Annotated in this window: 25 protein-coding genes; 19 read left to right on the plus strand and 6 right to left on the minus strand. The window is 63.1% G+C overall.

The window, feature by feature from the left end:
• Positions 1-96: 96 nt before the first annotated feature.
• The 3 genes from BQ4888_RS07225 to nikR all read right to left on the minus strand — a co-directional run bounded on the left by BQ4888_RS07225 (position 97) and on the right by nikR (position 2,281).
• A complete protein-coding gene (locus BQ4888_RS07225; RefSeq protein WP_092055737.1) occupies positions 97-867 on the minus strand; it encodes an energy-coupling factor ABC transporter ATP-binding protein in 771 nt (256 codons plus the stop codon).
• Positions 864-1,676, minus strand: a complete 813-nt coding sequence (gene cbiQ / locus BQ4888_RS07230; RefSeq protein WP_092055739.1) for a cobalt ECF transporter T component CbiQ — start codon at positions 1,674-1,676, stop codon at positions 864-866. Before cbiQ ends, BQ4888_RS07225 begins: the two co-directional genes overlap by 4 nt.
• Before the next feature lie 185 nt (positions 1,677-1,861).
• Positions 1,862-2,281, minus strand: coding sequence for a nickel-responsive transcriptional regulator NikR (gene nikR / locus BQ4888_RS07235; RefSeq protein WP_092055743.1), 420 nt, complete (start codon positions 2,279-2,281; stop codon positions 1,862-1,864).
• A 181-nt stretch (positions 2,282-2,462) separates the two neighbouring features.
• Here nikR and BQ4888_RS07240 point away from each other — a divergent pair, with 181 nt between their 5' ends.
• From BQ4888_RS07240 to BQ4888_RS07260, 5 genes are all read left to right on the plus strand, one after another.
• Positions 2,463-3,215, plus strand: coding sequence for an alpha/beta hydrolase (locus tag BQ4888_RS07240; protein WP_092055746.1), 753 nt, complete (start codon positions 2,463-2,465; stop codon positions 3,213-3,215).
• A 31-nt stretch (positions 3,216-3,246) separates the two neighbouring features.
• Positions 3,247-3,933: an aspartyl protease family protein gene (locus BQ4888_RS07245; RefSeq protein ID WP_092055749.1), complete on the plus strand. Its 687-nt coding sequence runs from the start codon at positions 3,247-3,249 to the stop codon at positions 3,931-3,933.
• Between the two features lie 60 nt (positions 3,934-3,993).
• Positions 3,994-5,418 (plus strand): YdgA family protein, encoded by a 1,425-nt coding sequence (locus BQ4888_RS07250; RefSeq protein WP_092055752.1) that lies wholly within the window; start codon positions 3,994-3,996, stop codon positions 5,416-5,418.
• Between the two features lie 195 nt (positions 5,419-5,613).
• A complete protein-coding gene (gene panP / locus BQ4888_RS07255) occupies positions 5,614-7,251 on the plus strand; it encodes a pyridoxal-dependent aspartate 1-decarboxylase PanP (protein ID WP_092055754.1) in 1,638 nt (545 codons plus the stop codon).
• A 149-nt stretch (positions 7,252-7,400) separates the two neighbouring features.
• Positions 7,401-8,369, plus strand: coding sequence for an HDOD domain-containing protein (locus BQ4888_RS07260; protein ID WP_092055757.1), 969 nt, complete (start codon positions 7,401-7,403; stop codon positions 8,367-8,369).
• Between the two features lie 12 nt (positions 8,370-8,381).
• Here BQ4888_RS07260 and BQ4888_RS07265 read toward each other — a convergent pair whose 3' ends face one another.
• Complete coding sequence (locus tag BQ4888_RS07265; RefSeq protein ID WP_092055759.1) at positions 8,382-8,915, minus strand: hypothetical protein; 534 nt, start codon at positions 8,913-8,915, stop codon at positions 8,382-8,384.
• A complete protein-coding gene (locus BQ4888_RS07270; protein ID WP_092055762.1) occupies positions 8,912-9,394 on the minus strand; it encodes a hypothetical protein in 483 nt (160 codons plus the stop codon). The genes BQ4888_RS07265 and BQ4888_RS07270 overlap by 4 nt, the downstream gene beginning before the upstream one ends.
• 179 nt (positions 9,395-9,573) lie before the next feature.
• Between BQ4888_RS07270 and BQ4888_RS07275 the strand changes: the two genes are divergently transcribed.
• The 10 genes from BQ4888_RS07275 (at position 9,574) to BQ4888_RS07320 (ending at position 19,290) form a co-directional block, all read left to right on the plus strand.
• On the plus strand, positions 9,574-10,035 hold the full coding sequence (locus BQ4888_RS07275; RefSeq protein WP_092055764.1) for a ferritin-like domain-containing protein: 462 nt from the start codon (positions 9,574-9,576) through the stop codon (positions 10,033-10,035).
• Between the two features lie 4 nt (positions 10,036-10,039).
• Positions 10,040-10,810 carry a DUF4350 domain-containing protein gene (locus tag BQ4888_RS07280; RefSeq protein WP_092055766.1) on the plus strand — a complete coding sequence of 257 codons (771 nt, stop codon included), beginning with the start codon at positions 10,040-10,042 and terminating at the stop codon, positions 10,808-10,810.
• A gap of 87 nt (positions 10,811-10,897) precedes the next feature.
• Positions 10,898-11,416 (plus strand): peptide deformylase, encoded by a 519-nt coding sequence (gene def, locus BQ4888_RS07285; RefSeq protein WP_092055769.1) that lies wholly within the window; start codon positions 10,898-10,900, stop codon positions 11,414-11,416.
• Positions 11,417-11,445: 29 nt separating this feature from the next.
• The gene (fmt, locus tag BQ4888_RS07290) at positions 11,446-12,360 is read left to right on the plus strand and encodes a methionyl-tRNA formyltransferase (RefSeq protein ID WP_092056385.1); all 915 of its coding nucleotides are present in this window, start codon (positions 11,446-11,448) and stop codon (positions 12,358-12,360) included.
• 132 nt (positions 12,361-12,492) lie between these two features.
• The gene (gene htpX / locus BQ4888_RS07295) at positions 12,493-13,323 is read left to right on the plus strand and encodes a zinc metalloprotease HtpX (protein WP_092056387.1); all 831 of its coding nucleotides are present in this window, start codon (positions 12,493-12,495) and stop codon (positions 13,321-13,323) included.
• A gap of 79 nt (positions 13,324-13,402) precedes the next feature.
• Positions 13,403-14,758, plus strand: a complete 1,356-nt coding sequence (gene rsmB, locus BQ4888_RS07300; protein ID WP_092055772.1) for a 16S rRNA (cytosine(967)-C(5))-methyltransferase RsmB — start codon at positions 13,403-13,405, stop codon at positions 14,756-14,758.
• Positions 14,759-14,878: 120 nt separating this feature from the next.
• The gene (gene rpe / locus BQ4888_RS07305; protein WP_092055774.1) at positions 14,879-15,535 is read left to right on the plus strand and encodes a ribulose-phosphate 3-epimerase; all 657 of its coding nucleotides are present in this window, start codon (positions 14,879-14,881) and stop codon (positions 15,533-15,535) included.
• Positions 15,535-16,098 carry a CoA pyrophosphatase gene (locus tag BQ4888_RS07310; RefSeq protein WP_092055778.1) on the plus strand — a complete coding sequence of 188 codons (564 nt, stop codon included), beginning with the start codon at positions 15,535-15,537 and terminating at the stop codon, positions 16,096-16,098. Before rpe ends, BQ4888_RS07310 begins: the two co-directional genes overlap by 1 nt.
• An 18-nt stretch (positions 16,099-16,116) precedes the next feature.
• Positions 16,117-17,352 (plus strand): c-type heme family protein, encoded by a 1,236-nt coding sequence (locus BQ4888_RS07315; protein ID WP_092055780.1) that lies wholly within the window; start codon positions 16,117-16,119, stop codon positions 17,350-17,352.
• Positions 17,353-17,439: 87 nt separating this feature from the next.
• Positions 17,440-19,290 carry a bifunctional homocysteine S-methyltransferase/methylenetetrahydrofolate reductase gene (locus BQ4888_RS07320; RefSeq protein WP_092055783.1) on the plus strand — a complete coding sequence of 617 codons (1,851 nt, stop codon included), beginning with the start codon at positions 17,440-17,442 and terminating at the stop codon, positions 19,288-19,290.
• Here the strand turns inward: BQ4888_RS07320 and grxC are convergent.
• A complete protein-coding gene (gene grxC, locus BQ4888_RS07325) occupies positions 19,268-19,540 on the minus strand; it encodes a glutaredoxin 3 (RefSeq protein ID WP_092055785.1) in 273 nt (90 codons plus the stop codon). The two genes, BQ4888_RS07320 and grxC, sit on opposite strands and share 23 nt — an antisense overlap.
• Positions 19,541-19,626: 86 nt before the next feature.
• On the opposite strand from grxC, the gene BQ4888_RS07330 reads away from it, so the two are divergent.
• From BQ4888_RS07330 to BQ4888_RS07345, 4 genes are all read left to right on the plus strand, one after another.
• Entirely contained in the window at positions 19,627-20,043 is a 417-nt protein-coding gene (locus BQ4888_RS07330) for a hypothetical protein (protein ID WP_092055788.1), read from the plus strand.
• Between the two features lie 314 nt (positions 20,044-20,357).
• Entirely contained in the window at positions 20,358-22,382 is a 2,025-nt protein-coding gene (locus tag BQ4888_RS07335; protein WP_092055793.1) for an FAD-dependent oxidoreductase, read from the plus strand.
• Positions 22,383-22,479: 97 nt separating this feature from the next.
• Entirely contained in the window at positions 22,480-25,035 is a 2,556-nt protein-coding gene (locus BQ4888_RS07340; protein WP_092055799.1) for a molybdopterin-dependent oxidoreductase, read from the plus strand.
• A gap of 77 nt (positions 25,036-25,112) precedes the next feature.
• Positions 25,113-25,424 (plus strand): cupin domain-containing protein, encoded by a 312-nt coding sequence (locus BQ4888_RS07345; RefSeq protein WP_092055803.1) that lies wholly within the window; start codon positions 25,113-25,115, stop codon positions 25,422-25,424.
• Positions 25,425-25,463: the final 39 nt, after the last annotated feature.

The following is a 25,463-nucleotide window of genomic DNA, read 5'->3' on the forward strand; positions in this document are numbered from 1 at the left end:
CCCCTCGAAAAGGTTGTTTTGAAAAGTGGAATGAAAAAACCGGCCGCTTCCGTCAGGGAGGCGGTCGGTTTTTTCTGTTTGGGGCAAGGGAACGGTTCAGATCGGCGGTTCAATACGGTTGGGACCACAGTTGGGGCAGCCTTGCATGCGCAGGGGTTTTTCCAGGTGGCTGTGGGCGAGGAGGTGGTCGTCGGAGAAGATTTCGGCTGTGGGGCCGTCGGCGACGACTTGGCCTTCGTGCAGGACGATGGTCCGTTCGCAGAGGTCGAGGACGAGGTCGAGATCGTGGGTGGCGATGATCTTGGTGTGATGGAAGCCGCGCAACAGTTCGATGAGCCGGCGCCGGGCGCGGGGGTCGAGGCCGGTGGTCGGTTCGTCCATGACCAGGATGTCGGGGGACATGGAGAGGACCGAGGCGATGGCGACGGCGCGCTTTTCGCCGCCGGAGAGCTTGTAGGGGGGGCGGTCGCGCAGGTGTTCGGCCTCGACCTGGGCGAGGGCCGCCATTACCCGCGTTTCCACCTCGGCGGGGGGAAGTCTCAGGTTGAGGGGGCCGAAGGCGACGTCGTCGAAGACCGTCGGCATGAAGAGCTGATCGTCAGGATCCTGAAAAACCATGCCGACGGTGCGGCGCACGTCCGGCAGGGTCGCTTTGCTCAAGGGGAAGTCGCCGATGCGCACCAGCCCCTTGGCCGGACTCAGATAGCCGTTGAGATGGCGCAGCAGGGTCGACTTGCCGGCGCCGTTGGCGCCAACGACGGCTACCGCTTCGCCGTGATGGATGCAAAAACTCATGCCGCGCACGGCGGGGGTACCGTCGGGGTAGGCGTATTCCAGCCCCCTGACTTCGACGATGTGATGGCTCATCGCAGCAGCTCCGTGAGAAAATCCCCGGCGAGCAGGGGCAGGTTGACCAGGCGCAGCAGCACGAAGAGCGCCGACCAGCCCAGGGTGAAGATGATTTCCCGGCGGCCGATGCGCAACGGGCGCAGCATGCGGATCTCGCCGTCGAAGCCCCGGCAGAGCATGGCCTGATGGATGCGCTGGGCGCGGTCGAGGGTGCGCAGCAGCAGTTGTCCGGCCATGTGCCCCGCCACCTTCAGTCCCATGCCCCGGCCGTGGAAGGAGCGCAACGCCCGCGCCCGCACCATGCGCTGGGCCTCGTCGACCAGGACGAAGAGATAGCGGTACAGAAAAAGCAGCTGCAGGACGAAGATGCGCGGCGCGCCGAGGCGTTCCATGGCCATGCAGACGCCGGTGAAGCTGGTGGTGGCGATGAGCACCAGGGCGGCGAAGACAGTCAGGGCGAAGCGGAGCAGAATCGAGGCGAAAGAAATCCAGCCGCCGCTCACGGCGAAATCTCCGATCTGCAGGAGGATCTGCCGGTCGAAGAGGGGATTGAAGACGCCGATGAAAAAAGCGAAAGGGGCTGCCAGTAGCAGTTTTTTCAGTAGCGGCGCGGCGGGCAACTCGGCGGCGAGGACCAGGGCGAGGGGGAAGGCGATAAAGGGGAGCAGGGCCGAGATCTCGTATTTGCCGAAAGAGACGACGGTGCAGACGAAGGCCAGGGTGGTCACCAGCTTGGCCCGGGGATCGAGGCGATGAACGGCGGAGCGGCCGGCGGCCAGGCGGTCGAGGACGCCCAGATCGAAGAGGGAGGATTCGATTTTCGCCATGGTCGTTGCCGTTCGCGTCCTGGAATTGGAAGGAGATCCTCCCGCATTTTCAAGAAGGATGCCATCGTCACGGCAAGCTGGGGCGCCCGGTTCGCGGCTGGATGACGAAGGGCTGTCTTTCACTTGCGGATTCGGGCGTGCGCGTCGGCGGATTTATGTCAGCCGCGCACGGCGGGAAGGGGAGGTCAGGGCAGGCCCGCGCCGGTGGTGGTCGTCACCAGCTTGCCGTGGATGACTCCTTTGGTGCCGATCAGTTCGTCGGCCAGGCGCTTGACCTCCCGTGCAGGGCCCCGAACCACCACCACCTCCAGGCAGTTGTGGGCGTCGAGGTGGACGTGCAGGGCCGAAACGATGGCGTCGTGGTGGCTGTGCTGATGCTCGGTGAGCTTGTCGGCGAGGTCGCGGGTGTGGTGATTGTAGACCAAGGTGACGGTCCCCACCGTCTCCTCTTCCCCCCGCGCCCACTGTTCTTCGACCAGGGCGTTGCGGATCAGGTCGCGGATTGCCTCCGAGCGGTTGCCGTAGCCTTTCTCCGCGATCAGTTCGTCGAAGCGCTTGAGCAGTCGGTCGTCGATGGAAATGCCGAAGCGGGCCAGGTCACTCATGATTCCTCCGGTGGACGGACGGGATTTTTGCCTGTGTAGCACGCTCGTCGGGGCCGGTCAAGGACATAGCGGCCCGGGTCGATTCCGGTCGAGAGGCGATTGAGGATTTCCCCTTGGCTGCGCAAATGGTACAATCCCTTTCGATTCCATCGCCGCCCCGATTCGCGCCCTGGAGGAACCCATGACCGCCGACTTGCTTGATCACCCTGTGATCGCCGAACGCTACTTCTTTCCTCGTCCCGAACGCTTCGCCGACCCCTGCTGGGTCGAGGTGGCCGAGGCGCAACTCGCCTGTTATTCCCGCCGCCGGCATGCGGGAGCGAAGACCCTGGTCCATTTTCACGGCAACGGCGAAACGGTTGTCGACTATCTCGACGGCTTTGTCGAAGCCGTCGACGCTATAGGCCTGAACCTTTTTCTCGCCGAATTCCGTGGCTACGGCATGTCGACGGGAAGCCCGAGCCTCGGGCGCATGCTCGACGACGTTGCGCCGCTGATCCGCGCGGTCGGCTGTCCGGTGGAAGAAATGGTCCTTTTCGGCCGCTCGGTCGGCTCGCTCTTCGCCATCCACGGGGTGTCTCTCTTTCCCGAGGTGGCCGGGCTGATTCTCGAAAGCGCTGTGGCCGACCCCCTGGAGCGGCTCCTCTTGCGGGTCGCCCCCTGGGAGCTGGGGTGCACGGCGGAGGACTTGGCCCAGGCCGTCGCCGAGCGCCTCGACCATCGCGGCAAGATGGCCGCCTATCAGCGGCCGCTGCTGGTCATGCACACCCGCAATGACGATCTGGTCGAGGTCAGCCACGGCGAGCGTCTCCACCGCTGGGCGGGAGGGAAAAAGCAGTTGCATATCTTTCCCCGGGGCAATCACAACAACATCCTGGCCGTCAACGCCCGGGAATATTTCAGTCTGATCGAAAATTTCGTCCAGGCGCCCTAGTCGCTGCGCCCGATTCGTGCCGAGGTTCCCTATGCTTCGTTTTGCTGTCATGCTCCTGCTGCCCGCCCTGCTGATTGTTGCCGGTGCCGCCCAGGCCAAGATCTACCGTTATGTCGACGGCAACGGCGTCACCGTCTTTGTCGATGACGAAACGCGGATTCCCGAGGCGTATCGGGAGCAGACCACCAGCTACCGGAGCCGTCTCGACCATCTCAGCCCCGACAAACGCCGTGCCCTGCGGGATCAAGAGCAGCAACAACAGACGGCGGAGCAGGCGGCGCGCGCCGGCCAACGGGCCGAGGAGCAGCGCCAGGCCTTGCTGCATTCCCTGGAGACGCCGGTGACGATTCGCGGCAACCAGGTGCTGGTGCCGGTGCAGGTCGCTTTCGCCCGCAACAAGGCCGATGTCCTGTTGCTGCTCGACACCGGCGCATCGAGCACGGTCTTTCACCGCGCCGCCGTCGAGCGCTTGCAGGTCGAGAGCGAAAAGTCCGGCTACTCCCAGGTCGCTGGCGGCGGGGTCATCCCCACCGAGGTGGTGCGCTTCCAGTACATCAAGGTCGGTCCCTTCAAGGTTGACAACGCGCGGGCCATGGTCATCGACCACAAAATGACCGAAGCCCGCTTCGATGGTCTGCTCGGTATGGATTTTCTGCGCAATCTCGACTATCGCATCGACTACGACCGACAGGTGATCCGCTGGCAACCGGATCTGTGATCCTGCCCTCCTCCGCCGCGAAGATCCCTTTTTCCCTGTTCCTGAACCCCCGGAGTCGAAATGAAAAAATCCACCCTTTCAGGGCTGATCATCCTGCTCTGCGTACTCGCCTGGGCCGGCGGCACCTATGTGCTTGGCGGCCAGGTGCGAAACCTCTACCAGTCTTCCCTGAAAGGGGCCGATACCTGGGGGATCTTCTCCCTCGCCGCCGACGACTATCGGCGTGGTTTTCTCTCTTCGCAAGCCCGGACCCAGCTCGATCTGAATCTTTCCCGTGGGGAGGGGGCGGGTTCCCCCGAGAGCATGCAACTGGTTTTCAACCATACCTTTCGCCATGGCCCGTTCCCCGGTGGGTTCTCGCTGCCGGCCCTGGCCGAGGTCGAAACCCGCCTGGCCGAGGTGCGCCTGGATGGGGTCGATGTCGAGGGTTTTTTTGAACACTTCCCGGAGTTGGAAGCAGCCGTCGCGGTAACGCGGGTGGCTTTCGATGGTAGCGCGAAGAGCCGCCTGCATATTCCCCCTTTGGAGCGACATGACAGCGAGGGCGAGCTGAAGTGGCAGGGGCTGAAGATCGATGCGATGGCAGAGCCGGAAGGGCAGGCGCTACAGGGATCGATCGAAATGCCGGGACTGGAATTTATCGCCGAGGGAAGCCGGATTGAGCTGGGCGGCATTCATGGCGAGTTCGACCTGACCGAGGCCCTGCCGTGGATCTACGTCGGGCGCTCGAAGATGAGTCTCGACGGACTGGAGCTGGCATTTCCCGACGGCGAGGACGGCAGCCGGCGGAGCTTTGGGATCAAGGCCGGCAAGGTGACGCTGGACAGCCGCTACGAGGGGGAGCGTCTGCATTACCGTGAATCCCTGGAGTTTGCCCGCTTGGGGATGGATGATGAATTCTTCGGGCCGCTCTCCGTGGAGATCGAGTTGCGGAACCTGGACGGCCGCGCGCTGAGCGATTTCATGGGGCAGTTTCAGGAGGCCGGCCGGGAGCTGGCGGAGGTTGATCCTGAGTCGCGGCTGATCCGGCTTCTGCCCCTCTATGGCGAGCTGGCGATGAAGCTTTTGGCCGGCGCCCCCGAGCTGAAGATCGAGCGCCTGCGCCTGGTTGCCCCGAACGGCGAGGTCCGCGGCGGTGGCCGTCTCGGCTTTGCCGGCGAACCCGGTTTTTTTCTGGGGGATTTTGGCGCCTTGCTGCAACAGGTCGAGGCCACTGTCGAACTTGAGGCGCATGAAAGCCTGGTCCGGTCGGTCCTCGCCAAGACCATGCGGGCGGAGTTGCAGGCTCAGGCCGCCGCGCAGGCGGAGTATGGCCCCGAGGAGATCGAGCAGTTGCTGGCGGAATCTCTGGAGAGCGAAATCGACAACCTGCTGGAGCAGAATTTCGTGGTGCGCGAAGGGGATAAGCTCAAAACCGCCGCCGGCCTGAAAAACGGCGTTTTTACTCTGAACGGTTCCGCGTTGCCGATTTTCAGTGGGGAATGATGGGGCGGCCCGGGTTAAATTTCGCGACTTTGGCCCCGGCACGGGGGAGGCAAAGACCTTTGGTGACGGCGTTTCCATTGACAGGGGGGCCGAGGTTCTGTATACAGAATTGTCGGTTTATCTGATTTCTTCATAACTTATACGGTTGTTCCGCGGTGACGACGCGGACTCGACCCCTGCCCGGATGCGCCGCTCATGCCCAGATCGAAAGAAGCCGCTCAGGCCAACCTGGAAAACCTCCACCGGATTTTCACCGTTCCCGAAGCCCCCGACTCCACCCTGGGCAGCATCGATCGCGACATCGCTGGTAACGTCGCCGGTTTTTTGCAGACCCATGTGGTTGCCCTGGAGCGCAAGCTCATTGAAATCGAACAGGATTTCAGTAACGCTCGGGTGCCCGAGGAGCCGACCTTCGTTTCCGATTACACCGAGTTCCTCACCGACAAGCTCGTCGCCCAGTCGGTGAATACCGCCTCGCCGGCCTTTATTGGCCACATGACCTCGGCCTTCCCCTACTTCATGCTGCCTCTTTCGCGGATCATGATCGCCCTCAACCAGAACCTGGTCAAGGTCGAGACCTCCAAGGCCTTCACCCCCATGGAACGGCAGGTGCTGGCGATGATTCATCGTCTGGTCTACGACCGTGACGACGATTTCTACGGCCGCTGGATGCACGACCCTCGCCATGCCCTCGGCGCTTTCTGCTCGGGGGGGACGGTGGCCAACATCACCGCCCTCTGGGCCGCCCGCAACCGCCTCTGCGGTCCTTCCGGAGAATTCCGCGGCATCGCCCGGGAAGGGCTGGCCAAGGCCCTGCGCCATCTCGACTGCGCCGGACTGGCGGTGCTGGTCTCCCGTCGCGCCCATTATTCCCTCGGCAAGGCGGTCGATCTGCTCGGGATCGGCCGGGACAATCTGGTCGCCGTTGAAACGGACGAGAACAGCCGTATCGATCTGCAACGGCTGCGGGAAGAGAGCCGCCGGCTGCAAGGGGAGGGGATGCGGGTATTGGCCCTGGTCGGTATCGGCGGCACCACTGAAACGGGCAATGTCGATCCGCTGGAGGCGATGGCCGATTTTGCCCAGGAGTTGAACTGCCATTTCCATGTCGACTCGGCCTGGGGCGGTCCGACCCTCTTTTCCCGCACCTATCGACCGCTGCTGCGCGGCATCGAGCGCGCCGACTCGGTCACCATCGATGCCCACAAACAGCTCTATGTGCCGATGGGGGCGGGTATGGTCGTCTTCAAAGATCCCGAAACCCTCGCCTCCATCGAGCATCACGCTGCTTACATCATCCGTCGCGGCTCCAAGGACCTCGGCAGCCACACCCTTGAAGGCTCGCGCCCGGGGATGGCGATGCTGGTCCATGCCGGGCTGTCGATCATCGGCCGCAAGGGCTACGAACTCCTCATGGATGGCGGCATCGAGCGGGCCCGGCACTTCGCCGGCATGATCGAAAACCATCCCGACTTCGAGCTGGTCACCGTGCCCGAACTGAATATCCTCACCTACCGCTACGTCCCGGCCTGGCTTCAGCAAGACCTGGCCCGGGCCGACGCCGAGACGGCACGCCGGATCAACGCCCGCCTCGACCGCATCATCGAAACTATCCAGAAACGCCAGCGCGCCGCCGGCAACTCCTTCGTCTCCCGTACCCGGCTGGCCCTGCCCCGCTACCGGAACGAGCCGATCATCGTCTTTCGCTCGGTGTTGGCCAACCCCCTGACCACGGACGAGATCCTCGCTAGCGTCCTCGAAGAGCAGGTCGCCATCGCTGCCCAGCCCGATCTTGCGGCCGAGTTTGCTGAAATCATGGCCGCCCTCGGATAGGGGGAGGCCTCCGTCCTTCCGGCGGGAGGGAAATTCGCCCGAGCTTTCATGGGGCCTTGTGCGCCGCGATTGCGCCCAAGCGATTGAGCAGGTATAAAGAATAAAATATACGGAATTTCAATGCTTTTTTTGCCTTGGGGGATAGCGCGATGACGACCTTCTGCCTGGATACCGTTCTGCAAGCCGAAATCCTGCCGAGTCTGCCGGCGGTGGCAGTCAAGGTCCTTGCCCTCGATCCCGACCTCGCCGCCGCCGAACTGGCCCGGGTCATCGCCCAGGACGCCCCCCTGTCGGCGCGGATTCTGAAGGCGGCCAATTCCCCCCTCTATGCGCCGGCGTCGCCCGTCGGCAATATCAAACGGGCGATCATCCTCCTCGGCAACCGTCAGGTGCGTACCCTCTCCCTGGCCTTCTCCCTCGTCCCCCTGCAAAACGCCCGGCTCGATTTCACCCGCTTCTGGCAACACTCCCTGGCGACGGCCGTCGGCACCCGGCGACTGCTCAAGCTGATGAGTCCCCGCCAGGTGGAGGAAGGCTTTACCGCCGGGTTGCTCGCCGACATCGGCGCCATACTGCTCGCCGGCGCCCAAGCGGAACGTTATGCCGAGGTCCTGACGCGGCGTGAAGCGGCGGCGAGCCTCGACGAGGCCGAGCACGCGGTTTTTGGCTTCGATCACACCGCCCTGGGGTTGGCGGCGGCCCGGCGCTGGCGCTTTCCCGAAGGCCTGCTGGCGGTCATTGAACACCATCGGGACCCGCGCGGTTTTAATGGGTCGGGGGACCTCTCCCTGCTGGTCGGGGCCGTCCATCTTGCCGGTCTTGCTGCCGAATTCCTTCATGGCGATCATCCTGAGCACGGCAAGGGAGGATTCGAACGGGCGGCGGGGGACGTTCCGGCGCTGAAGGAGATCGCTTTCGATTCCTTTGTCCAGGAAGTTGATGAGGAAGCCCGGGAGATTTCGACCTGGATGGGAATTCACCAACCCCCGGAGCGTTCCATCGCCGAACTGCTGGAAGAGGCCAACAAAAAGTTGGTCGCCATCAGCAGCGAGTACGAAGAGGTGATCGAGTGGATTTACCGGACCCAGGTCGACCTGATCCGCCGACCGGAAAAGTGATGCCGCGTCAACTCACTCGGACCGGGGCCGGCCGAGGGTCATGACGGCTTCCACCGCCAGCCCGCAGGGGATGGCGAAGAGGATCGTCAGCAGCGCGCGGCCCATGGAGAAGCCCCAGCCGAGAAACTCGATTTCCAGGGGGATCATCGGCAACTTCAGTGCATAGGCGGAGAGGACCGTGGCGATGACCGCCCAGCGGGCGCCTTGGCGGTGGATGCTCATGAGCAGGGGGAAGATGAGATAGGCCGGGCCGATCAGCAGGGTGCCGGCGAAGGCGGCGATCAAGAGCGCCTTGAAGCCCGCCTCGTGGCCGAGCAGACGACCGACCGCCTCGCGGCTGATCCAGACCTGGGTCAGACCGACCAACCCCATCACCGCGACGATCAGCAGGGCCACCGAGCCGAAGGTGCGGAGGCCGATGAGTAGCGCCTGCAGGGCGCGTTCCGGGGCGGCCAGGGTGGCCCAGCCGTACAACAGCACCGTGCCCAGGGGCAGCCAATGTTCGCGTAGCAGGCGGCGGAACTTGCCCGGATGTCGGGCGCTCATGTCCAGCTCCCGATGAGCAGCCCGATGAGCAGCGCGGTGACGAAGGCCAGGGTGTTGCGGACGATGGCGAAGCGTGCGCCGAAGATTTCCGCCTCGAAGGGGAGGGTGACGATCCCGACGGAGATCCAGGCGACGACGAAGGCCGCCACCGCCGGCGGCCAGGCGCCGGCGTCGAGGAGCGATCCGGCCAGGGGAAAGGCCGCCGGGGGTGGGCCGATGACCAAGGCGCCGAGAGCGCCGCCGGCGAGCAGGGAACGCCAGCCGGAAGCGCCACCGAGCCAGTTTTCGATGAGGCTGGGCGGGACGAAGATCTGGAAGAGGCCAATCAGCCCGAAGATGGCGCTGAGCATCGGCAGCATCCTACGGGTCGAGGTCCCGGCCACATGCAGGCTTTGCCGGGTTTTTTCCGGCGACCGCCGCCAGAGCAGCAGGTAGACGAGGCCGATGAACAGCAGGTAGATGAGGGTGACGTCGTACATGGCGCTCCCGAGAGGTGAGGGCCTACCATAACACGGACGCGGGCGTGGGGACAAAGGGCATTTCCCCGCTGCGGTCGCCCCGCATCCGACGGCTTCGGGAATCCGGCGATTGACAAATGGTTGCCGGTAAGTTACTAGAATCCCTGAGGCGAAGCAGATGTTGAAGGGAGGAGGTCGCCATGAACCAGTCGAAGCCGTTGCGGGAAGCGCTCCGGTCCGCGTTGCGGGCCGAGAAGGATGCCATGGATTTCTACCGGGCGGCATCGGAGCGGCTGACCGACCCCGAGGCCGCCGCCCTCTTCGCCGGTCTGGCCCGGGAAGAACGGCAGCACGCCTATTCCTTTTACACCCTCGATCGGGATGAGGATCTTCCTCCCTTCGAGGAACTGCTCGACGCCTCTCCCGATACTTCCGGTTCCTGGTGGCGGGCGCTGCGGAAACTTGAGGCGGAAAACTTCACGGCCGAAGCGGCCCTGCGCCTGGCGATCGAGGAAGAGCGTCGGCTGGAAGCGGAACTGCGGGCGGCGGCCGAAGAGATCGGCGAGCCCCGGGCCCGTTCCATCTACCTCGCCAACGCCAACTCGACCCATTGTCATTGCCGCGGTCTGGAGCAACTTTATGCCGAGCGCTACGGAGCCTGAATCCATGCTGAGATATCTCCTGATCCTGCTGGCGCTCCTGCTGACGCTGGCCATCTGGTACCGTGCCGCTGCCGCCGAGGGGCCGATCCTCCTCTACGACGAGGGGCACGGGCAGCAGTTCGTCGCCGGCGGCACCGGGCCGTTGGATCTGTCGGAATTCTCGACGATTCTCCGCGGCCAGGGGCTCGTCCCCCGCAGTCACATCGGCCCTTTCGACGATGCCGCCCTCGCCGGGGTTTCGGCGCTGATCGTCTCCGGCCCCTTCATCCCTTTTGCCGAGGGGGAGATCGCTGCCCTGCGCCGTTTCGTCGAAGGGGGCGGGACCCTGGTGGTGATGCTTCACGTCGGGCCGCCCCTGGCCGGGCTGTTGCATGCCTTCGGCGTCGATTTTTCCAACGGCGTCATCCGTGAGACGGCGGATCTGCTCGGGGATGAACCCCTCAATTTCCGGGTGTCCCGACTGGAATCCCACCCCCTTTTCGCCGACCTCGACGCCTTTGCCCTCTACGGCGGCTGGGCGCTGGTCAACTTCGACGAAGGGTCGCGGATCATCGCCCGCACCGGTCCCCAGTCCTGGATCGATCTCAACGGCGACCGCCGGCCCAATCCCGGCGATGCCGTGCAGTCTTTCGGCGTGGTCGTGGCCGGCGAACTGGGGCGGGGACGGCTCTTGGTCTTCGGCGACGACGGCCTCTTCCAGAACCGTTTTCTCGATGAGGAAAACCGCCGGTTGGCGGCCAATCTCGGGCGCTGGCTGGTCGCCGGCCGTCCCTAGCTACGGTTGACAACCCCGCCGTCCAGCACTATGATCCGACTTTGCGATTTTTCTTCGACGCAGGATTTAATCTGACGAGATTCAGCCATGGCCATTCTAGCGATTCGACACTATCCCGATCCGGTCCTGAAGCAGGTGGCGCAGCCGGTGGAGGTTTTCGACGGCGCCCTCAAGCAGCTGGCCGCCGACATGGCCGAGACCATGTACGCTGCCCCCGGAGTCGGTCTGGCCGCTCCCCAGGTCGGGGTCTCGCGGCGACTGGCGGTCATCGATTGCGCCCGCGAGGGGGAGCCGCCGCAACTGCATACCCTGATCAATCCCGAGATCGTCGCCCGCGCGGGAGAATCCTGCGAGGAAGAGGGCTGTCTGTCGGTGCCTTCCTACTACGCCAAGGTTGACCGTTCCGCCCATGTGCGGGTCCGCTTTCGGGATGTGGCGGGGGAGGCACGGGAACTGGAGGCCGACGGGCTCTTGGCGATCTGCATCCAGCATGAGCTCGACCACCTCGACGGGATTCTCTTCGTCGACCGCCTCTCCCCCTTGAAGCGGGGGCTTTTCCGCAAGAAATACAAAAAAATCCTCGAACAGCAACGGGAGCAGCTGTGATCAAGCCTCAGGATATCCGTACCATTTTCATGGGGACACCGGAGTTCGCCCTGGCCACCCTGCAGGGCCTGCTCGACTTCGGCCTCGACCTGCGCGCCGTCTACACCCAGCCGGATCGGCCCAAGGGACGGGGCAACCAGCTGGCGCCGCCGCCGGTCAAGGAGTTGGCGCTCAAGCACGGCATCGCCGTCCATCAGCCCCTCAAGCTCCGTCAGCCCGAGGTGGTGGAGGAGCTGCGCGCCATCGCCCCCGATCTGATCGTGGTCGTCGCCTATGGTCAGATCCTGCCCAAGAGCGTGTTGGAAATCCCCCAATACGGCTGTATCAACGTGCACGCTTCGCTCCTCCCCCGTTACCGGGGGGCGGCGCCGATCAACAAGGCGATCATCGACGGCGAAACGGAGACCGGGGTGACCACCATGTATATGGATGTCGGCCTCGATACGGGCGACATGCTGATCAAGCGGAGCACCCCCATCGGTCCCCTCGAAACGGCCGGCGAAGTCCATGACCGCCTGGCCCTCCTCGGGCGCGAGGCGATGGCGGAGACCCTGCGGCAGCTCTGCGCCGGGACGCTGAAAGGGGAAAAGCAGGATGACGCCCTCAGCAACTACGCGCCGATGCTCAAGAAGGAAGACGGAATCATCAACTGGGATCGGTCCGCCGCGCAGATCCACAACCAGGTGCGCGGCCTCGATCCCTGGCCCGGCGCCTTTACCCACCTGCGCGGCGAGGTGCTGAAGATCGCCCGCACCGCGCCGGAAGCGGGGAGCGGCGCGCCGGGGACGGTACTGGCCGCCGATGCCGCCGGGGTGCGCATCGCCTGCGGCGAGGGGGTGTTGCGGGTCGGCGAATTGCAGTTGCCGGGGAAAAAACGCCTGGCCGCCGCCGATTTCCTGCGCGGCTGCGCACTCCCTCCCGGAACCCGCCTCGGTTCGGCCTAGGCCGAGTTTCGACCTTCGCGGGATTTTCACGGCGCCGCCCCTTGCCTGGTATCGGCGCCGTTATTATAGTGTGAGCAGGCGCATTGCCTGGTCTGCCCGCGAATGATGAAAACCCGCGAACGAGGTGAAATGATGAATACCCTGCGTACCGTCTTTCTCATGACCCTGCTCACCCTGGTGCTGGTCGCCGCCGGCGGCGCCCTCGGCGGGCAAAGCGGAGCGCTCTTCGCCCTGGTCATGGCCGCCGTGATGAATCTCGGCTCTTATTGGTTCTCCGACAAGATCGTCATCAAGATGTATCGGGGGGTCGAAGTTGCCGACGGCCCCCTTTTCGAGGTGGTCGAGGAGATCTGCCGACGCAACGATCTGCCCATGCCGAAGGTCTACATCCTGCCGCAACCGACCCCCAACGCCTTCGCCACCGGCCGCAATCCGACACATGCGGTGGTCGCGGCGACGGAAGGGATTCTGCAGATTCTCAGTCGCGAGGAACTGATGGGGGTGATGGCCCATGAGATGAGCCACGTCATGCATCGCGATATCCTCATCGGTTCCATCGCCGCGACCATCGCCGGGGCGATCTCCTACCTGTCGCACATGGCCCAATGGTCCATGCTCTTCGGCGGCCGGGATGACGAGGACGGCAATCCGATCGCCATGATCCTGATGATGGTTCTGGCCCCCCTCGCCGCCATGCTGGTGCAGATGGCGGTCTCCCGCTCCCGGGAATACGAGGCCGACAAGGGAGGCGCCAAGCTCTCCGGCAATCCCCTCTATCTGGCGAGCGCCCTGCGCAAGCTCGAAGCGGCCAACAGCCGTCAGCCGATGCCCCGGGTCAACGAAGCCACGGCGCACATGTTCATCGTCAGCCCGCTGCGCGGCGCCGGGCTCAAATCCCTCTTCTCCACCCATCCGCCGGTGGAAGAGCGGGTACGGCGTCTGGAGAGTATGGCGACGGTCTGATCCCCCACTCCACCCAGTCCTGTCGGCCAGGGGTGTGCCGTGCATGCCCCTGGCTTTTTCCGTCTGAAAGGATGCCTTTTTGCCTTCCGCCAATCCCCGCCAACTGGCTTTTTCCGTCCTCTGTCGGGTCGATGAGGGGGCTTATGCCGACCTCGCTCTCGACGCGGCCTTTCAGCAAGAGACCCCCCTCGATCCCCGCGACCGGGGGCTGGCCACCGAGCTGGTCTACGGCACCCTGCGTCGGCGCGGGCGGCTCGACTTCGCCCTGGCCCGACTGTGCAGCAAGCCGCTGGCCAAGGTCGAACCCCGCGTGCTCAATCTGTTGCGCCTCGGCGCTTACCAGATTCTCTTTCTCGACAAGGTGCCAGCCCCGGCCGCCGTGCATGAAACGGTGGAACTCGCCCGGCGCGAGCAACTGGAGCGGGCCACCGGCTTCATCAACGGCATCCTGCGCAACCTGATCCGCCAGCGGGAAGAAATCCCCTGGCCCGATGCGACCGAGCCCGTGGTCTACCTGGAAAAGCTGGCCGCCTTTCCCCACTGGCTGGCGCGCTCCTGGGCGCAGCGTTTCGGCGGCGAGGCGGCGGTGGCCTTGGCCGATGCCCTGCTGCAGCCGGCCCCCTTCACGGTGCGGGTCAATACCCTGAAAATCAGTCGCGAGAATTTCCTCGACCAACTGAAAAGTCGCGGGATGGACGGGACGCCGACCCTCTTTGCCCCCGAGGGGGTAGTGATCAGCCACCGAGGGGGCGCGGCCCTGCCCGGCGACAGCGAGGGCTGGTATCAGGTGCAGGACGAGGCGAGTATGCTCATCGCTCATCTCCTGGCGCCGAAGCCCGGCGAGAAGCTCCTCGACGCCTGCGCCGCGCCGGGAGGAAAGACCACCCACCTCTGTGCCCTGGGGGGCAACGAGTTGGAAGTTCTCGCCCTCGATCTCCATCCCCAGCGGGCACGGCTGGTGACGAGCGGCGCCGCCCGTCTCGGTTGCCGGGGGATCACCGCCCGCGCCTGGGATCTGACGCAGCTGCCGCCCTTTCTCGCCCCGGCGAGTTTCGACGCCATTCTGGTCGATGCCCCATGCAGCGGCCTCGGCGTGCTGCGGCGCAACCCGGAGATCCGCTGGCGGCGCACCGCCGCCGATATCGCGCACATGGCTGAGCAGCAGCAGGCGATTCTCGCCAACACGGCGGCGCTGGTCAAGCCCGGCGGGCGCCTGCTCTATTCGGTCTGTACGCTGACCGAGGAAGAGACCGATGGCGTCGTGCAGGCCTTTCTCGCCGCCCATCCCGACTTTGTCGCGGAAGATCTGTGCGAAAGCGTGCCGCCGGCCTGGCGAGAGCTCTTTGGGGAGGATGGTCGGCTACGCACCTGGCGGCGATCCGATACCGGCATGGATGCCTTTTTCGCCGTCGCCCTACGTCGCCGCCCGCTGTGAGGCGGGATTATTTGTTTTGGCGGTGCGCGGTAAATCTGCTAAAAAGATAGCCAGTTATCCTTCTTGAACAGACGCCGGCCCCGATGGGGATGAGGCGGTTTCAGCGCTGGAGAATAGTTCATGGTCAAAATCGCTCCCTCCATTCTGTCGGCGGATTTTTCCCGTCTCGGTGAGGAAATCCGCGCCATCGAGGCGGGTGGCGCCGATTACGTGCATGTGGATGTCATGGACGGTCATTTCGTGCCGAACATCACCATCGGTCCGCTGGTCGTCGAAGCGGCGCGCAAGGTGACGAATCTGCCCCTCGATGTGCACCTGATGATTGAAAATCCCGACCGCTACATCCCCGACTTCGCCAAGGCCGGTGCCGATATCCTCACCGTGCATCAGGAAACGGTCCCCCATCTGCATCGCACCGTGCAGCTTATCCGTTCCCTCGGCAAAAAGGCCGGAGTTTCCATCAATCCGGCAACTCCGGTGGCGACCCTCGACCTGATCCTCGACGATCTCGATCTGGTGCTGGTGATGTCGGTCAACCCCGGCTTCGGCGGCCAGAGCTTCATCCCCTCCTGCCTGGGCAAGATCACGGCCCTGCGGCGGATGATCGCGGAACGGGGGCTGAAGGTGGAGTTGGAAGTCGACGGCGGGGTCAAAACCGACAACATCGGTCGCATCGTTGCCGCTGGGGCCGATGTGCTGGTCGCCGGCAGTGCCGTCTTCGGCACGGACGACTACCGGGAAACCATTGCCGCCCTCAAGCGCAACGCCGGCGCCTGATGCTCGATCCCGAGACCGTGCGGCGGCGCCTCGCCGCTCATACGTCGAAGCATCTTTCCCAGCACGGGCTGCGCCCGGCGGCGGTACTGCTGCCGCTCTTCGCCCGGGACGGTGAGGACTGGGTGCTCTTTACCCGCCGCACCGAGAAGCTCAATCACCACTCGGGGGAGATTTCCTTTCCCGGCGGCGCCTGGCAGGTGGAAGACGACGGACCGCAGGCTACCGCCTTGCGCGAAACGGAAGAGGAAATGGGCATCGCCGCAAAGGATGTCCAGGTGCTGGGGCGATTGGACGACTGCATTTCGATCCACGGCTATCATGTTGTCCCCTTTGTCGGAACCTTTCCCGCCCCCTATCCCTATCGGGTCGACCGCAACGAGGTCGCCGAGGTCATCGAGATCCCCCTGGCGCAGTTGCGTGATCCCGCTATCTATCACGAAGAGGACTGGCGGCACCAGGGGCGGGTCTTTCCGGTCTGCTTTTTCACCGTCGGCCGGCATCAGGTCTGGGGCTTGACCGCCGAGATTCTGCGTCAGTTTTTGCAGCGGGTTTTCAGCATCTGAGGAAAGGGGGCACCGTCCATGGACTTCTTCCGCCACCGTAGTCTGCAGACCAAGATCAACCTGGTCATCCTGCTGATTCTGCTGGTCTTCTTTGGAATCTTTTCGTGGATCAGCTTCCATCAGCAGCACGGCTACAGTGTCGAGGAGGCGGTGGAGAAGGCGCGGATTATTGCCGCGTCGGCGACCCGGGGACGGCAGTACCTTTCCGACCAGCTGCAGAAGGGGGGGGTCGAGTTGACCCGCGAGCGCTACGGCCTCATCCCGCAGGTGGTCTCGACCCAGATCGGCAGCCTGGTCGCCGCCGACGTCGGCTATACCATCCGCCAGGTTTCCGAACGCTACCGCAATCCGAAGAATGCTCCCGACCCCTCGGAAACGACCATGCTCAAGGAGTTTTACGGGGATCCGGAGAAGCGGGAAAGCTATCGCGTCATCGACCTTGGCAAGGAGCCGATCTTCCGTTATTTGCAGCCTTTTCGCGTCGACGAGAGCTGTCTGCAATGCCACGGCGACCCTGCCACAGCGCCGGCCTTTCTCAATGAGATGTTTCCCGATCCCAACGAGCAGTCCTTCCATTACCGGATCGGCGAGGTTATCGGCGCTGTCTCCATTTCGATTCCCCTGGGCAAACTGCAGGCCCAGGTGCAGCGCAAGGTTCGCACCGACCTGCTTTATTCGGGCGGAGTGCTGATCGCCCTCGTCTTCTGTCTGGGGCTGTTGGTGCGCATGGCGGTTACCGCGCCCCTGGCCCGGCTGGGGCTGGCGATTCGCGATATCGTCCGCACCGGGCGTTTCGAAAAACCGATTCCCCGCCGGGGGCAGGATGAAATCGGCACACTGATCGACGGTTTCAACGAGATGATGGTCCACCTCGGTGAGAAGACCGAGCATCTGGAGGAATCGGAAAAACGTTTTCGGGTGATGACCGAAACGGTGCGAGACGGCATGATTTCTTTCCTCGGTACCGGCCAGGTCATCCTCTTCAACCGCCAGGCCGAGCGTATCTTCGGCTTCAGTAAGCGTGAGGTGATGGGGGTTTCCGTGGCGCGGCTGGTGCATGAGGAGTGCGCGGAATTTCATCAGGCCGGGGTTGAGGATTATCTGAAGAAGAATGCCGCGCAGCTGATTCGCAAGTTGCACAAAATTCCCGGGCGGCGGCGGGACGGTTCCCAGGTCTCACTGGAGCTTTCCCTGGCCGTGGCCGAGTCGGACGGGCATCTCTTCTATACGGCCATTGTCCGCGAAACGGACTGAACAGCTCTGCCGCAATGCGCGAACAGGGGATGACTCGATCCCCTGTTCGTCCTGCCGGTCTCACCCTCTCCCCGTACGGAATGTTCCATGTCTAGTGCCAATGACCGCTCCCGGCGGTTTCTCGAAGAACTCGGCCGGCGCCTGATCATCGGCGACGGTGCCATGGGGACCCTGCTCTACAGTCGGGGCGTCCGGCTCGACACCAATTTTGAATGTCTCAATCTGCACGCTCCCGAGCTGATCCGGCAGGTGCATGAAGAGTATCTGGCCGCTGGCTCCCGCCTTCTGGAGACCAATACGTTCGGGGCCAACGCCCCGCGCTTGGCCGGTTTCGGGCTGGATGGGCAGGCCCGCGCCATCAATCTGGCCGGTGCCCGCCTGGCCCGGGAAGCCGCCGGCGACGACGCCTATGTCGCCGGTTCGGTGGGGCCCCTGCAGCGCCCCCGGGGGGAGGGGGGCGTACTCTCCCGGGAAGAGGCGGAAGCCGCCCTGCGCGAGCAGATGGAAGCGCTGGCCGAGGGCGGGGTCGATCTTTTCATCCTCGAAACCTTCGCCGACCTCGCCGATCTCGAACTCGGGGTGGCCATCGCCCACGAACTGGGGCTGCCGGTAGTGGCGCAGATGGCCTTTCTTCAGGAGGGACGAACCCGCGACGGAATTTCCGCCGAAGATGCGGCGCGCCGTCTGACGGCAGCCGGCGCCACGATGATCGGCGCCAATTGCGGTGCCGGACCGCGCGAGCTGCTGCAGGTGGTGACGCGCATGGCCGCCGTCTCGGTCCTGCCTCTCTCCGCTTTTCCCAACTCGGGCTTCCCCGAATATGTGGAGGGGCGCTATATCTACCTCGCCACTCCGGAATATTTCGCCGGCATGGGCCGGGAGCTGGCACAGGCGGGAGCGGTCCTCATCGGCGGCTGTTGCGGAACGACGCCGGAACATATCCGCGCCCTGACCGAGGCCCTTGCCACCCTCGTTCCCGCGCCGACCACGAGGGTGGTGCTTACGCCGGATCTCTCAACGCCGACCGTGACGCCGCCGCCGGAATCCCGCTCCGATTTCCTCGCCGATTGGGGCAGGCGACCGATCGTTACCGTGGAACTCGACCCGCCGCGCGGCCTGAACTGCTCCAAGGTGCTGGACGGTGCCCGCGCTCTGGCCCGCGTCGGTGTCGACGCCATCAGCCTGGCGGAAAACCCTCTGGGCCGGATCCGCCTCGGCAACATCGCCCTGGCTCGGGCCATCCAGGAAGAGACCGGCACTGAGGTCATCGTCCATGTGACCTGCCGCGACCGCAACCTCATCGGCCTTCATTCCGAACTGATGGGTGCCCATCTCCTCGGCATCCGCAACATTCTGGCGGTGACCGGCGACCCGGTGGCGGTGGGGGGGGAGTCGGGGGCGACCAATGTTTTCGACCTCAACTCCGTCAGCCTGCTGGAGCTCCTCACCGCCCTCAATGACGGACACAACCTCCTCGGCGCCGAACTCGACGGCCGTACCCGGTTTCTGCTTGGCGCCGCCTTCAATCCCAACCTGACGACCATGGAGGGGCAGCTGCGCAAGCTCGGCAAGAAGGTCGCGGCCGGCGCCCGCTTCGTCCAGACCCAGCCGGTCTATTCGACGCGGGTGCTGGACGAGTTGCTGGAAAAGACCGCACCGTTCGGGGTTCCGGTCTTGGTGGGGATTTTACCGTTGGTGAGCGAGCGCAACGCCGAGTTTCTGCACAACGAAGTGCCCGGCATTACTCTCCCCGAGGCTGTGCGCGAACGCATGCGTGGCAAGCAGGGGGAGGCAGGAGTGCGGGAAGGGATGGCGATTGCCCGGGAATTGATCGAGGCGGGACGGGGGCGCTGTGGGGGCTACTATCTCATGCCGCCCTTCGGCAAGGTTGAACTGGCGCTGGAGCTGATGGCGTTCATTCGTCGGACGGCGGGTTGAGCGCCAGGATTCGGGCCAATTCCCCCCGTTCGTCCAGCTCAAAGAGTTCGTCGCAGCCGCCGATTAGGCGGCCATCGATGAAAATCTCCGGGACCGTTTGCCGGCCGCTGCGTTCGCGCATTTCACGGGCCTTTTCCAGGTTGTCGCTGATGTCGATTTCCCGGAAATCAACCCCCTTGATGCGCAAGAGTTCCTTGGCACGCCAGCAGTAGGGGCAGTGGTTCTTGGTGTAAATTTCTACGGTTTTCATGGGAGTTGTACTCCGGAACTGAAGAATAGAGGTCATTCTAACTCAGTATCTGGCCCTGGCAAGGCTTGCCGGAAAAAAGGGGATGTATGAAAAAGATCGATCTCTGCCGATGGTTCGTTCTGGCGTGCTGTTTGCCGCTTCTGGCGTGTGCCGCTTTAGTCTCCCCCGCCGACCGGCATGGCCCGGCCAGCGACGACTTTACCCGCAAGCTGCGCTGGCTTGATGTCGGTGGTGCGGCCCAGCATCTGGACGCACAGGTCAGGGAGAGTTTTCAGGAGCGTTTTTCCGGGGAGGATCTGCGGGTTGTGGAATTTTCCCTGGAGCGGGTCGAGTTTTCCGATGAGGATCGGCGGGCGGACGCCTGGTATCTACTGGAATACAACTTGCTCCCCTCGTCGACGGTGCGCCGGGAGCGTTTTCGTCTGGAGTGGGAGTATCAGGAGGAGAGCCGGATGTCGCCCGGCATTTGGCGGATCGTTTCCCCTTTTCCGCCGCTTCCCTGACCCTGAAATGCTGTCGGCTCCTATTTCCGACGCAGCGTCATCGGGTATTTTCAGCGCCTCGTGGGCGGAGTGGGACGGCCTGGAGCGGTGCCGAGGCGTTGAATTAATGCAATCGGGGGGCGCGTCAGCCCCCTCTCCAGGGCAAAATACGCAAATTTTCCCTTGCTTTAGGTCTTCCATTTGTGCTATCTAACTGCATACTGTATACAAGATAGGGAGAGGCGATTGCCGTAAAGGTGCGTGGTCTTTCCCTTTTTTCAAGGGATTTCCGTTCGTTTAACGTGGTAGGGAATGGGTCTCACGGGAGGTCGATCTTGGCTCAAGTCATTTTTTCCAGTTGGGGACGAAACGTAGTAGATAACCGTCAAGGCGGGAGTGCCGAGGTTGAAGGCGCTTACCAGAAGATGCCGGTCACCTTTGACGGCACCCGTCCCTGGGGGGCCTTCATGGGCTGGGATGGCGTGATCGTCACCGATCCCAAGGTCGACATCGTCGCCATGGCCGCCGAGTATGCCCGTCGGGTGCAGGAGGATTACTGTTGCGCCAAGTGTACGCCCGGCAAGCGCGGTACGCGGGTGATGCAGGACGCTTTGGCGCGAATCCTCGCCGGCCAGGGTGCGGAAGAGGATCTCTCCACCATCGAAGGTCTCGGGGATTTGCTGAAAAACTGCAAATGTACCCTGTGTATGACCTCGGTCGTTCCGGTAATCGATACCATCAAGCATTTCCGCGAGGATTACCTGGCTTATATCCGCGGTGCACGCAAGCCCGCTGGTTCGGGGAAGTATGTGGTCAAGTTGACCGCCCCCTGTCAGGACCGCTGCCCGGCGCATATCGATATTCCCGCCTATATCGAGGAAATCAAGGACTACCGTCTCGGCGAGGCGCTCTCGACCATTCGTGAAAACATGCCGTTGCCCTCGGTCTGTGGTCGGGTCTGCCCCCATCCCTGCGAAACGGCTTGCCGGCGCAAGAATGTCGACGAATCGGTAAGCATCATGGTGCTCAAGCGCACCGCATCCGATTATGAGTGGCAGCACAATCAGATTCCGCCCATGCGGCCGAAACCCCGCAAGGACAAGACGGTGGCGGTGGTCGGGGCCGGCCCGGCCGGACTGACGGCGGCCTATTATCTGGCCCTGGAAGGCTATCCGGTCACCATCTATGAAGCCCTCCCCGAAGGGTTTGGCGGCGGTATGATCGCCGTGGGCATTCCCGCCTACCGGATGCCCCGTCATATTCTCCAACGGGATATCGATATCATCCAAAGCCTGGGGGTGGAGATCATTTACAACACCCGGGTCGGCAAGGATATCTCCCTGCCCGAACTGAAGGAAAAGTACAATGCCGTCTTCCTCGCTCCTGGCGCCCATCGCAGTAAGCCAATGGGGGTGGAAGGTGAGGATAAGGGTTACAAGGGCTTCCTCCCCGGTGGTATCGACTTCCTGCGGGAAGCCTACATGGGGCGCCCGACGGGCATGGGTAAGAAGGTCGTCGTCGTCGGCGGCGGCAACACCGCCATCGACTGCGTCCGCGTCGCTCTGCGCGAGGGGGCTGAAGAATCGATTCTGCTCTACCGCCGTTCCCGCAAGGAAATGCCTGCCGACGTCTGGGAGGTTGACGGTGCCGATGAGGAAGGGGTGCGTTTCGAATTTCTGGTGCTGCCAACCAAGATCATTATCGATGACAAGGAGCAGGTCACTGGGGTCGAGTGTGTGCGCATGGAGCTGGGCGAGCCCGATGCCTCCGGTCGCCGGCGCCCGCAGCCGGTGCCGGGGAGCGAGTTCGTCGTCGAGTGTGACACGGTCATTCCGGCCATCGGCCAGGATCCCGACCTCGGTTTCATCCCCGAGAAGATGGGGATCGACATCACCAAGTGGAATACCGTGGTGACCAAGGCTCTGCCGCTGAAGAGCCCCAAGGGCCGCGATCTCAACGACAGCATGGGCAACCCTCTCTCCCGTACCCTGATTACCGATCTGGAAGGGGTTTTCGCCGGTGGCGATGCCGAAATCGGACCGCTTACCGTGGTCGCCTGCGTCGGTAACGCCCACCGCGCCGCCCGCGTTATCCAGCGTTGGCTGGAAGAGGGCAAGGCCTATCTGGCCGACGAAGAGATCCTCGAAGACATTCTGACGCACCTGAGCGTTTACGATAAGAACGAAGAGGTGCCTTGGCTCGATTCGGTGGGTCGCGCCCATCAAAAAGAAATTCACGGCCGCGAGCGGGCCAGTCACAAGAACTATTGCGAAGTGGAACTCGGCTTCGCGGACAGTCAGGCGGTTCGGGAAGCCGAACGTTGCCTTCGCTGCTACCGCGTGGCGATGCTCGCCATGTAGTTGCTTTAAAACGTTATCAAGGTTCGAGGGGTCAGGGAGTCGGTACCGCCGGGCCTTGCCCCTTTCGTCTTTAGCCAGGCTTTGAGGTGAAAATCATATGGTCACTCTGACAATTGACGGCAAGACCGCTACCGTCCCCGCGGGATCGACGATTCTGGAAGCTGCCCAGCAGGTTGGAATTCGCATTCCGACCCTGTGCTGGTTGCAGAAAGTTTCTCCGACCGGCGCCTGCCGGATTTGTGTGGTAGAGATCGAGGGCGTGGCCCGACCGATGACGGCTTGCAACACGCCGGTCAAGGCGGGGATTGTCGTCACTACTCAGACGGAAAAGCTGCATGCCATCCGCAAGCAGATCGTGGAACTGTTGCTGGTCAATCATCCTCTGGATTGTCCCGTCTGCGATGCCGCCGGTGAATGTGACCTGCAAAATATCTGCTACGAACTGAATGTGACCCAGCAGCCCTTTGTCGCCGAAGACGTCAATCCGCCCGCCATCAACGGCTGGCCGTTGATCCAGCAGGTTCCCAACCGCTGTGTGCTCTGCGAGAAATGCGTCAAGGTCTGCCATGAGACGGTCGGTTCCAGCGCCCTTTTCGTCAACGACAAAGGCGATAAGAGCTTCATCGACAAGAACCTCGAACTCTGTGAGTTCTGTGGCAACTGTGTTTCGGTCTGCCCGACCGGGACAATGATTTCCAAGACCTTCAAATTCAAGGCCCGTCCCTGGGAGTTGACCAAGGTTCCCAGCGTCTGTACTTACTGCGGCAGCCATTGCCAGGTGGATATCAACGTCAAGCAAGGGAAGGTCCTGCGCGTCACTTCCGAAGACGGCAGCACCGTCAATGACGGCAACCTGTGTATCGGGGGCTTCTTCGGTCACGGTTATCTCGATTCCCCCAAGCGCCTGACCCAGCCGATGATTCGCCAGGGAGATGCCCTTGCCCCGGCGAACTGGGACGATGCCCTGAAGCTGGTGGCCGACAAATTGCGCGAAGCGAAGGGGCCGGGCGTGGCCGCTCTGGGTTCCGCCCGGTTGACCAACGAAGACAACTATCTCATGCAGAAGTTCTTCCGCGTCGCCGTCGGTACGAACAACCTCGACAGCGAAGCCCGCTTTGGCGCGTTGCGTGCCTTCAAGGCCCTTAACGGTGCTCTGGGGACCGTCGGGGCGACCAATACCGTGGATCATCTCGCCAAGGCTGATGCGGTTCTGGTTTTCGGTGCCGATGTGACCGCCGAGGCTCCCGCTCTCGATTGGAAAATTCAGCAGGCCTGCCGCAAGGCGGACGGGAAACTGGTGGTTGCCAACATGCGCAAGGTGAAGCTGACCCGCTATGCCAACACCCACTTGGCCTATCGCCCCGGCAGTGAAGTCGATCTGGCCGGCGCCTTGGCCAAACTGATACTGGAGAAGGGACTGGCCGACGACGCCGCTCTCGGCAAGTCTGTCGGCAACCTTGACGATCTGAAAAAATCCTTGGCAGCCGTTGATGTGAAGAAGGCAGCCGCAGCGACCGGTGTGAGTGAGAAGCTGCTCAATGAAGCCGCCGATTATCTCGGAAAAGGGAAAAACGTCGCGATTCTTTTCGGTGGCGACCTGACTCGCGGCGCCGGTGCCGAGGAAAAGGTTCTGGCCCTAGCCAATCTGGCGCTGGTCTGTGGCAGCTTGGGCAGCGAGTTCGGCGGCCTCTACCCCCTTGACGAAAAGGGGAATACCCAGGGGTTGATCGATATGGGCCTGGCTGCCGATCTTCTTCCCGGACCCAAGGAATATGCCCAGGCGCGCGGCGAGTTCGAGAAGGCCTGGAACGCTTCTTTACCCACGCAAGGTCGCGATGCCCAGGCGATTCTGGAAGGGGTGGAAAAAGGGGAGATCAAGGTTCTTTATCTGGCGGCGACCAACCCCCTGGTAAGCTTTCCCGAAAGCGGTCGCTGGCGCAAGGCCTTGGATAAGGTCGAGTGTCTGGTGGTGCAGGATATCCTCTCCAGCGAACTGGAAGCCTTCGCGGACGTCATTCTCCCCGGCGCCGCCGATGTCGAGAAAAATGGTAGCGTTACCTCCCTCGACCATCAACTCAGCAAGCTCGGCAAGGCGCGCAATCCCCTCGGCGAAGCGCGGGCGGATCTGGACATTTTCGCCGCCCTCTATGGCCTGCTCGACCCCAAGGCCGAGCCGATTACCTTGGATTCGGTCATCGCTGAAATCAAGCAGCTTGTCCCGGTGTACGGCAATGGTAGTTCTTGCAGTGGGGAACGCTGTCGTCACGCTCTGCGCACTCCCTTCGCGCCGAAAGAAAAGGGCCTGAACTTCACCGCTGTCAAAGCTGCCGACGTCCCCAGCGGGATGCAGTTGCTCAGCGGCAAGATTCTTTTCCACTTCGGAACGACCTCAACCTTCGCCGAAGGCAATCTGGAAGTCGCTGCCGCCGGTTACATCGAGATGAATGACGCCGATGCCCAGAGCCTTGGAGTGAAGGACGGTGATACGGTCAAGGTAACCTCGGCACTCGGCAGCGCCGTCGGCAAGGTCAAGGTTGACGGCAAGGTCCAGGCGGGACTGCTTTTCGCCCCCTATCATTTCGCTGATGTCAATATTCAGCAGTTGATGCCCGCCGGTACGAATCTCGTTGCCGTGTCCGTCGCCAAGGCTTGATATTTTCCAATTGGATGAGGTAATCTCATGGCGCTTCGCGATTCGCGATGCGCCATTTCTTTTAGAGGGAGTCGACCATGCCGACCTTTTTTCACGACTACACCGACAAGGTGGCTTATAACAAGGAACAGGCGAATAAAATCATTCTGGCCGAAACCCCCCACTCTCGGACGACACTCTGGTGTTTGTTGCCCGGGCAGCATATCCATCCCCATGTCCATGCCGGCGATCACATCTGGGTGATTCTTGAGGGCACCGGGCGTTTCCTGGGGGATTCCCCCCACGACGTTGAGCCGGGGACCGTGGTGGTGGCGCCGGAAGGGGTTGCCCACGGCATCGACAATACCGGCGGGGATGGTCTGGTCTTTGTCAGCATCTCCGCCGGGTGAACCGCAGTCAGGATTGATAAGAAAAAACGCCTCCAGATT

This window comes from Desulfuromonas acetexigens (assembly GCF_900111775.1).
Classification (GTDB): domain Bacteria; phylum Desulfobacterota; class Desulfuromonadia; order Desulfuromonadales; family Trichloromonadaceae; genus Trichloromonas; species Trichloromonas acetexigens.

Excerpts from the sequence above, each read along its gene's own strand:
- BQ4888_RS07225 (WP_092055737.1), bottom strand. The coding sequence starts at position 867 with ATGAGCCATCACATCGTCGAAGTCAGGGGGCTGGAATACGCCTACCCC.
- cbiQ (WP_092055739.1), bottom strand. The coding sequence starts at position 1,676 with ATGGCGAAAATCGAATCCTCCCTCTTCGATCTGGGCGTCCTCGACCGC.
- nikR (WP_092055743.1), bottom strand. The coding sequence starts at position 2,281 with ATGAGTGACCTGGCCCGCTTCGGCATTTCCATCGACGACCGACTGCTC.
- BQ4888_RS07240 (WP_092055746.1), top strand. The coding sequence starts at position 2,463 with ATGACCGCCGACTTGCTTGATCACCCTGTGATCGCCGAACGCTACTTC.
- BQ4888_RS07245 (WP_092055749.1), top strand. The coding sequence starts at position 3,247 with ATGCTTCGTTTTGCTGTCATGCTCCTGCTGCCCGCCCTGCTGATTGTT.
- BQ4888_RS07250 (WP_092055752.1), top strand. The coding sequence starts at position 3,994 with ATGAAAAAATCCACCCTTTCAGGGCTGATCATCCTGCTCTGCGTACTC.
- panP (WP_092055754.1), top strand. The coding sequence starts at position 5,614 with ATGCCCAGATCGAAAGAAGCCGCTCAGGCCAACCTGGAAAACCTCCAC.
- BQ4888_RS07260 (WP_092055757.1), top strand. The coding sequence starts at position 7,401 with ATGACGACCTTCTGCCTGGATACCGTTCTGCAAGCCGAAATCCTGCCG.
- BQ4888_RS07265 (WP_092055759.1), bottom strand. The coding sequence starts at position 8,915 with ATGAGCGCCCGACATCCGGGCAAGTTCCGCCGCCTGCTACGCGAACAT.
- BQ4888_RS07270 (WP_092055762.1), bottom strand. The coding sequence starts at position 9,394 with ATGTACGACGTCACCCTCATCTACCTGCTGTTCATCGGCCTCGTCTAC.
- BQ4888_RS07275 (WP_092055764.1), top strand. The coding sequence starts at position 9,574 with ATGAACCAGTCGAAGCCGTTGCGGGAAGCGCTCCGGTCCGCGTTGCGG.
- BQ4888_RS07280 (WP_092055766.1), top strand. The coding sequence starts at position 10,040 with ATGCTGAGATATCTCCTGATCCTGCTGGCGCTCCTGCTGACGCTGGCC.
- def (WP_092055769.1), top strand. The coding sequence starts at position 10,898 with ATGGCCATTCTAGCGATTCGACACTATCCCGATCCGGTCCTGAAGCAG.
- fmt (WP_092056385.1), top strand. The coding sequence starts at position 11,446 with ATGGGGACACCGGAGTTCGCCCTGGCCACCCTGCAGGGCCTGCTCGAC.
- htpX (WP_092056387.1), top strand. The coding sequence starts at position 12,493 with ATGAATACCCTGCGTACCGTCTTTCTCATGACCCTGCTCACCCTGGTG.
- rpe (WP_092055774.1), top strand. The coding sequence starts at position 14,879 with ATGGTCAAAATCGCTCCCTCCATTCTGTCGGCGGATTTTTCCCGTCTC.
- BQ4888_RS07310 (WP_092055778.1), top strand. The coding sequence starts at position 15,535 with ATGCTCGATCCCGAGACCGTGCGGCGGCGCCTCGCCGCTCATACGTCG.
- BQ4888_RS07315 (WP_092055780.1), top strand. The coding sequence starts at position 16,117 with ATGGACTTCTTCCGCCACCGTAGTCTGCAGACCAAGATCAACCTGGTC.
- BQ4888_RS07320 (WP_092055783.1), top strand. The coding sequence starts at position 17,440 with ATGTCTAGTGCCAATGACCGCTCCCGGCGGTTTCTCGAAGAACTCGGC.
- grxC (WP_092055785.1), bottom strand. The coding sequence starts at position 19,540 with ATGAAAACCGTAGAAATTTACACCAAGAACCACTGCCCCTACTGCTGG.
- BQ4888_RS07330 (WP_092055788.1), top strand. The coding sequence starts at position 19,627 with ATGAAAAAGATCGATCTCTGCCGATGGTTCGTTCTGGCGTGCTGTTTG.
- BQ4888_RS07340 (WP_092055799.1), top strand. The coding sequence starts at position 22,480 with ATGGTCACTCTGACAATTGACGGCAAGACCGCTACCGTCCCCGCGGGA.
- BQ4888_RS07345 (WP_092055803.1), top strand. The coding sequence starts at position 25,113 with ATGCCGACCTTTTTTCACGACTACACCGACAAGGTGGCTTATAACAAG.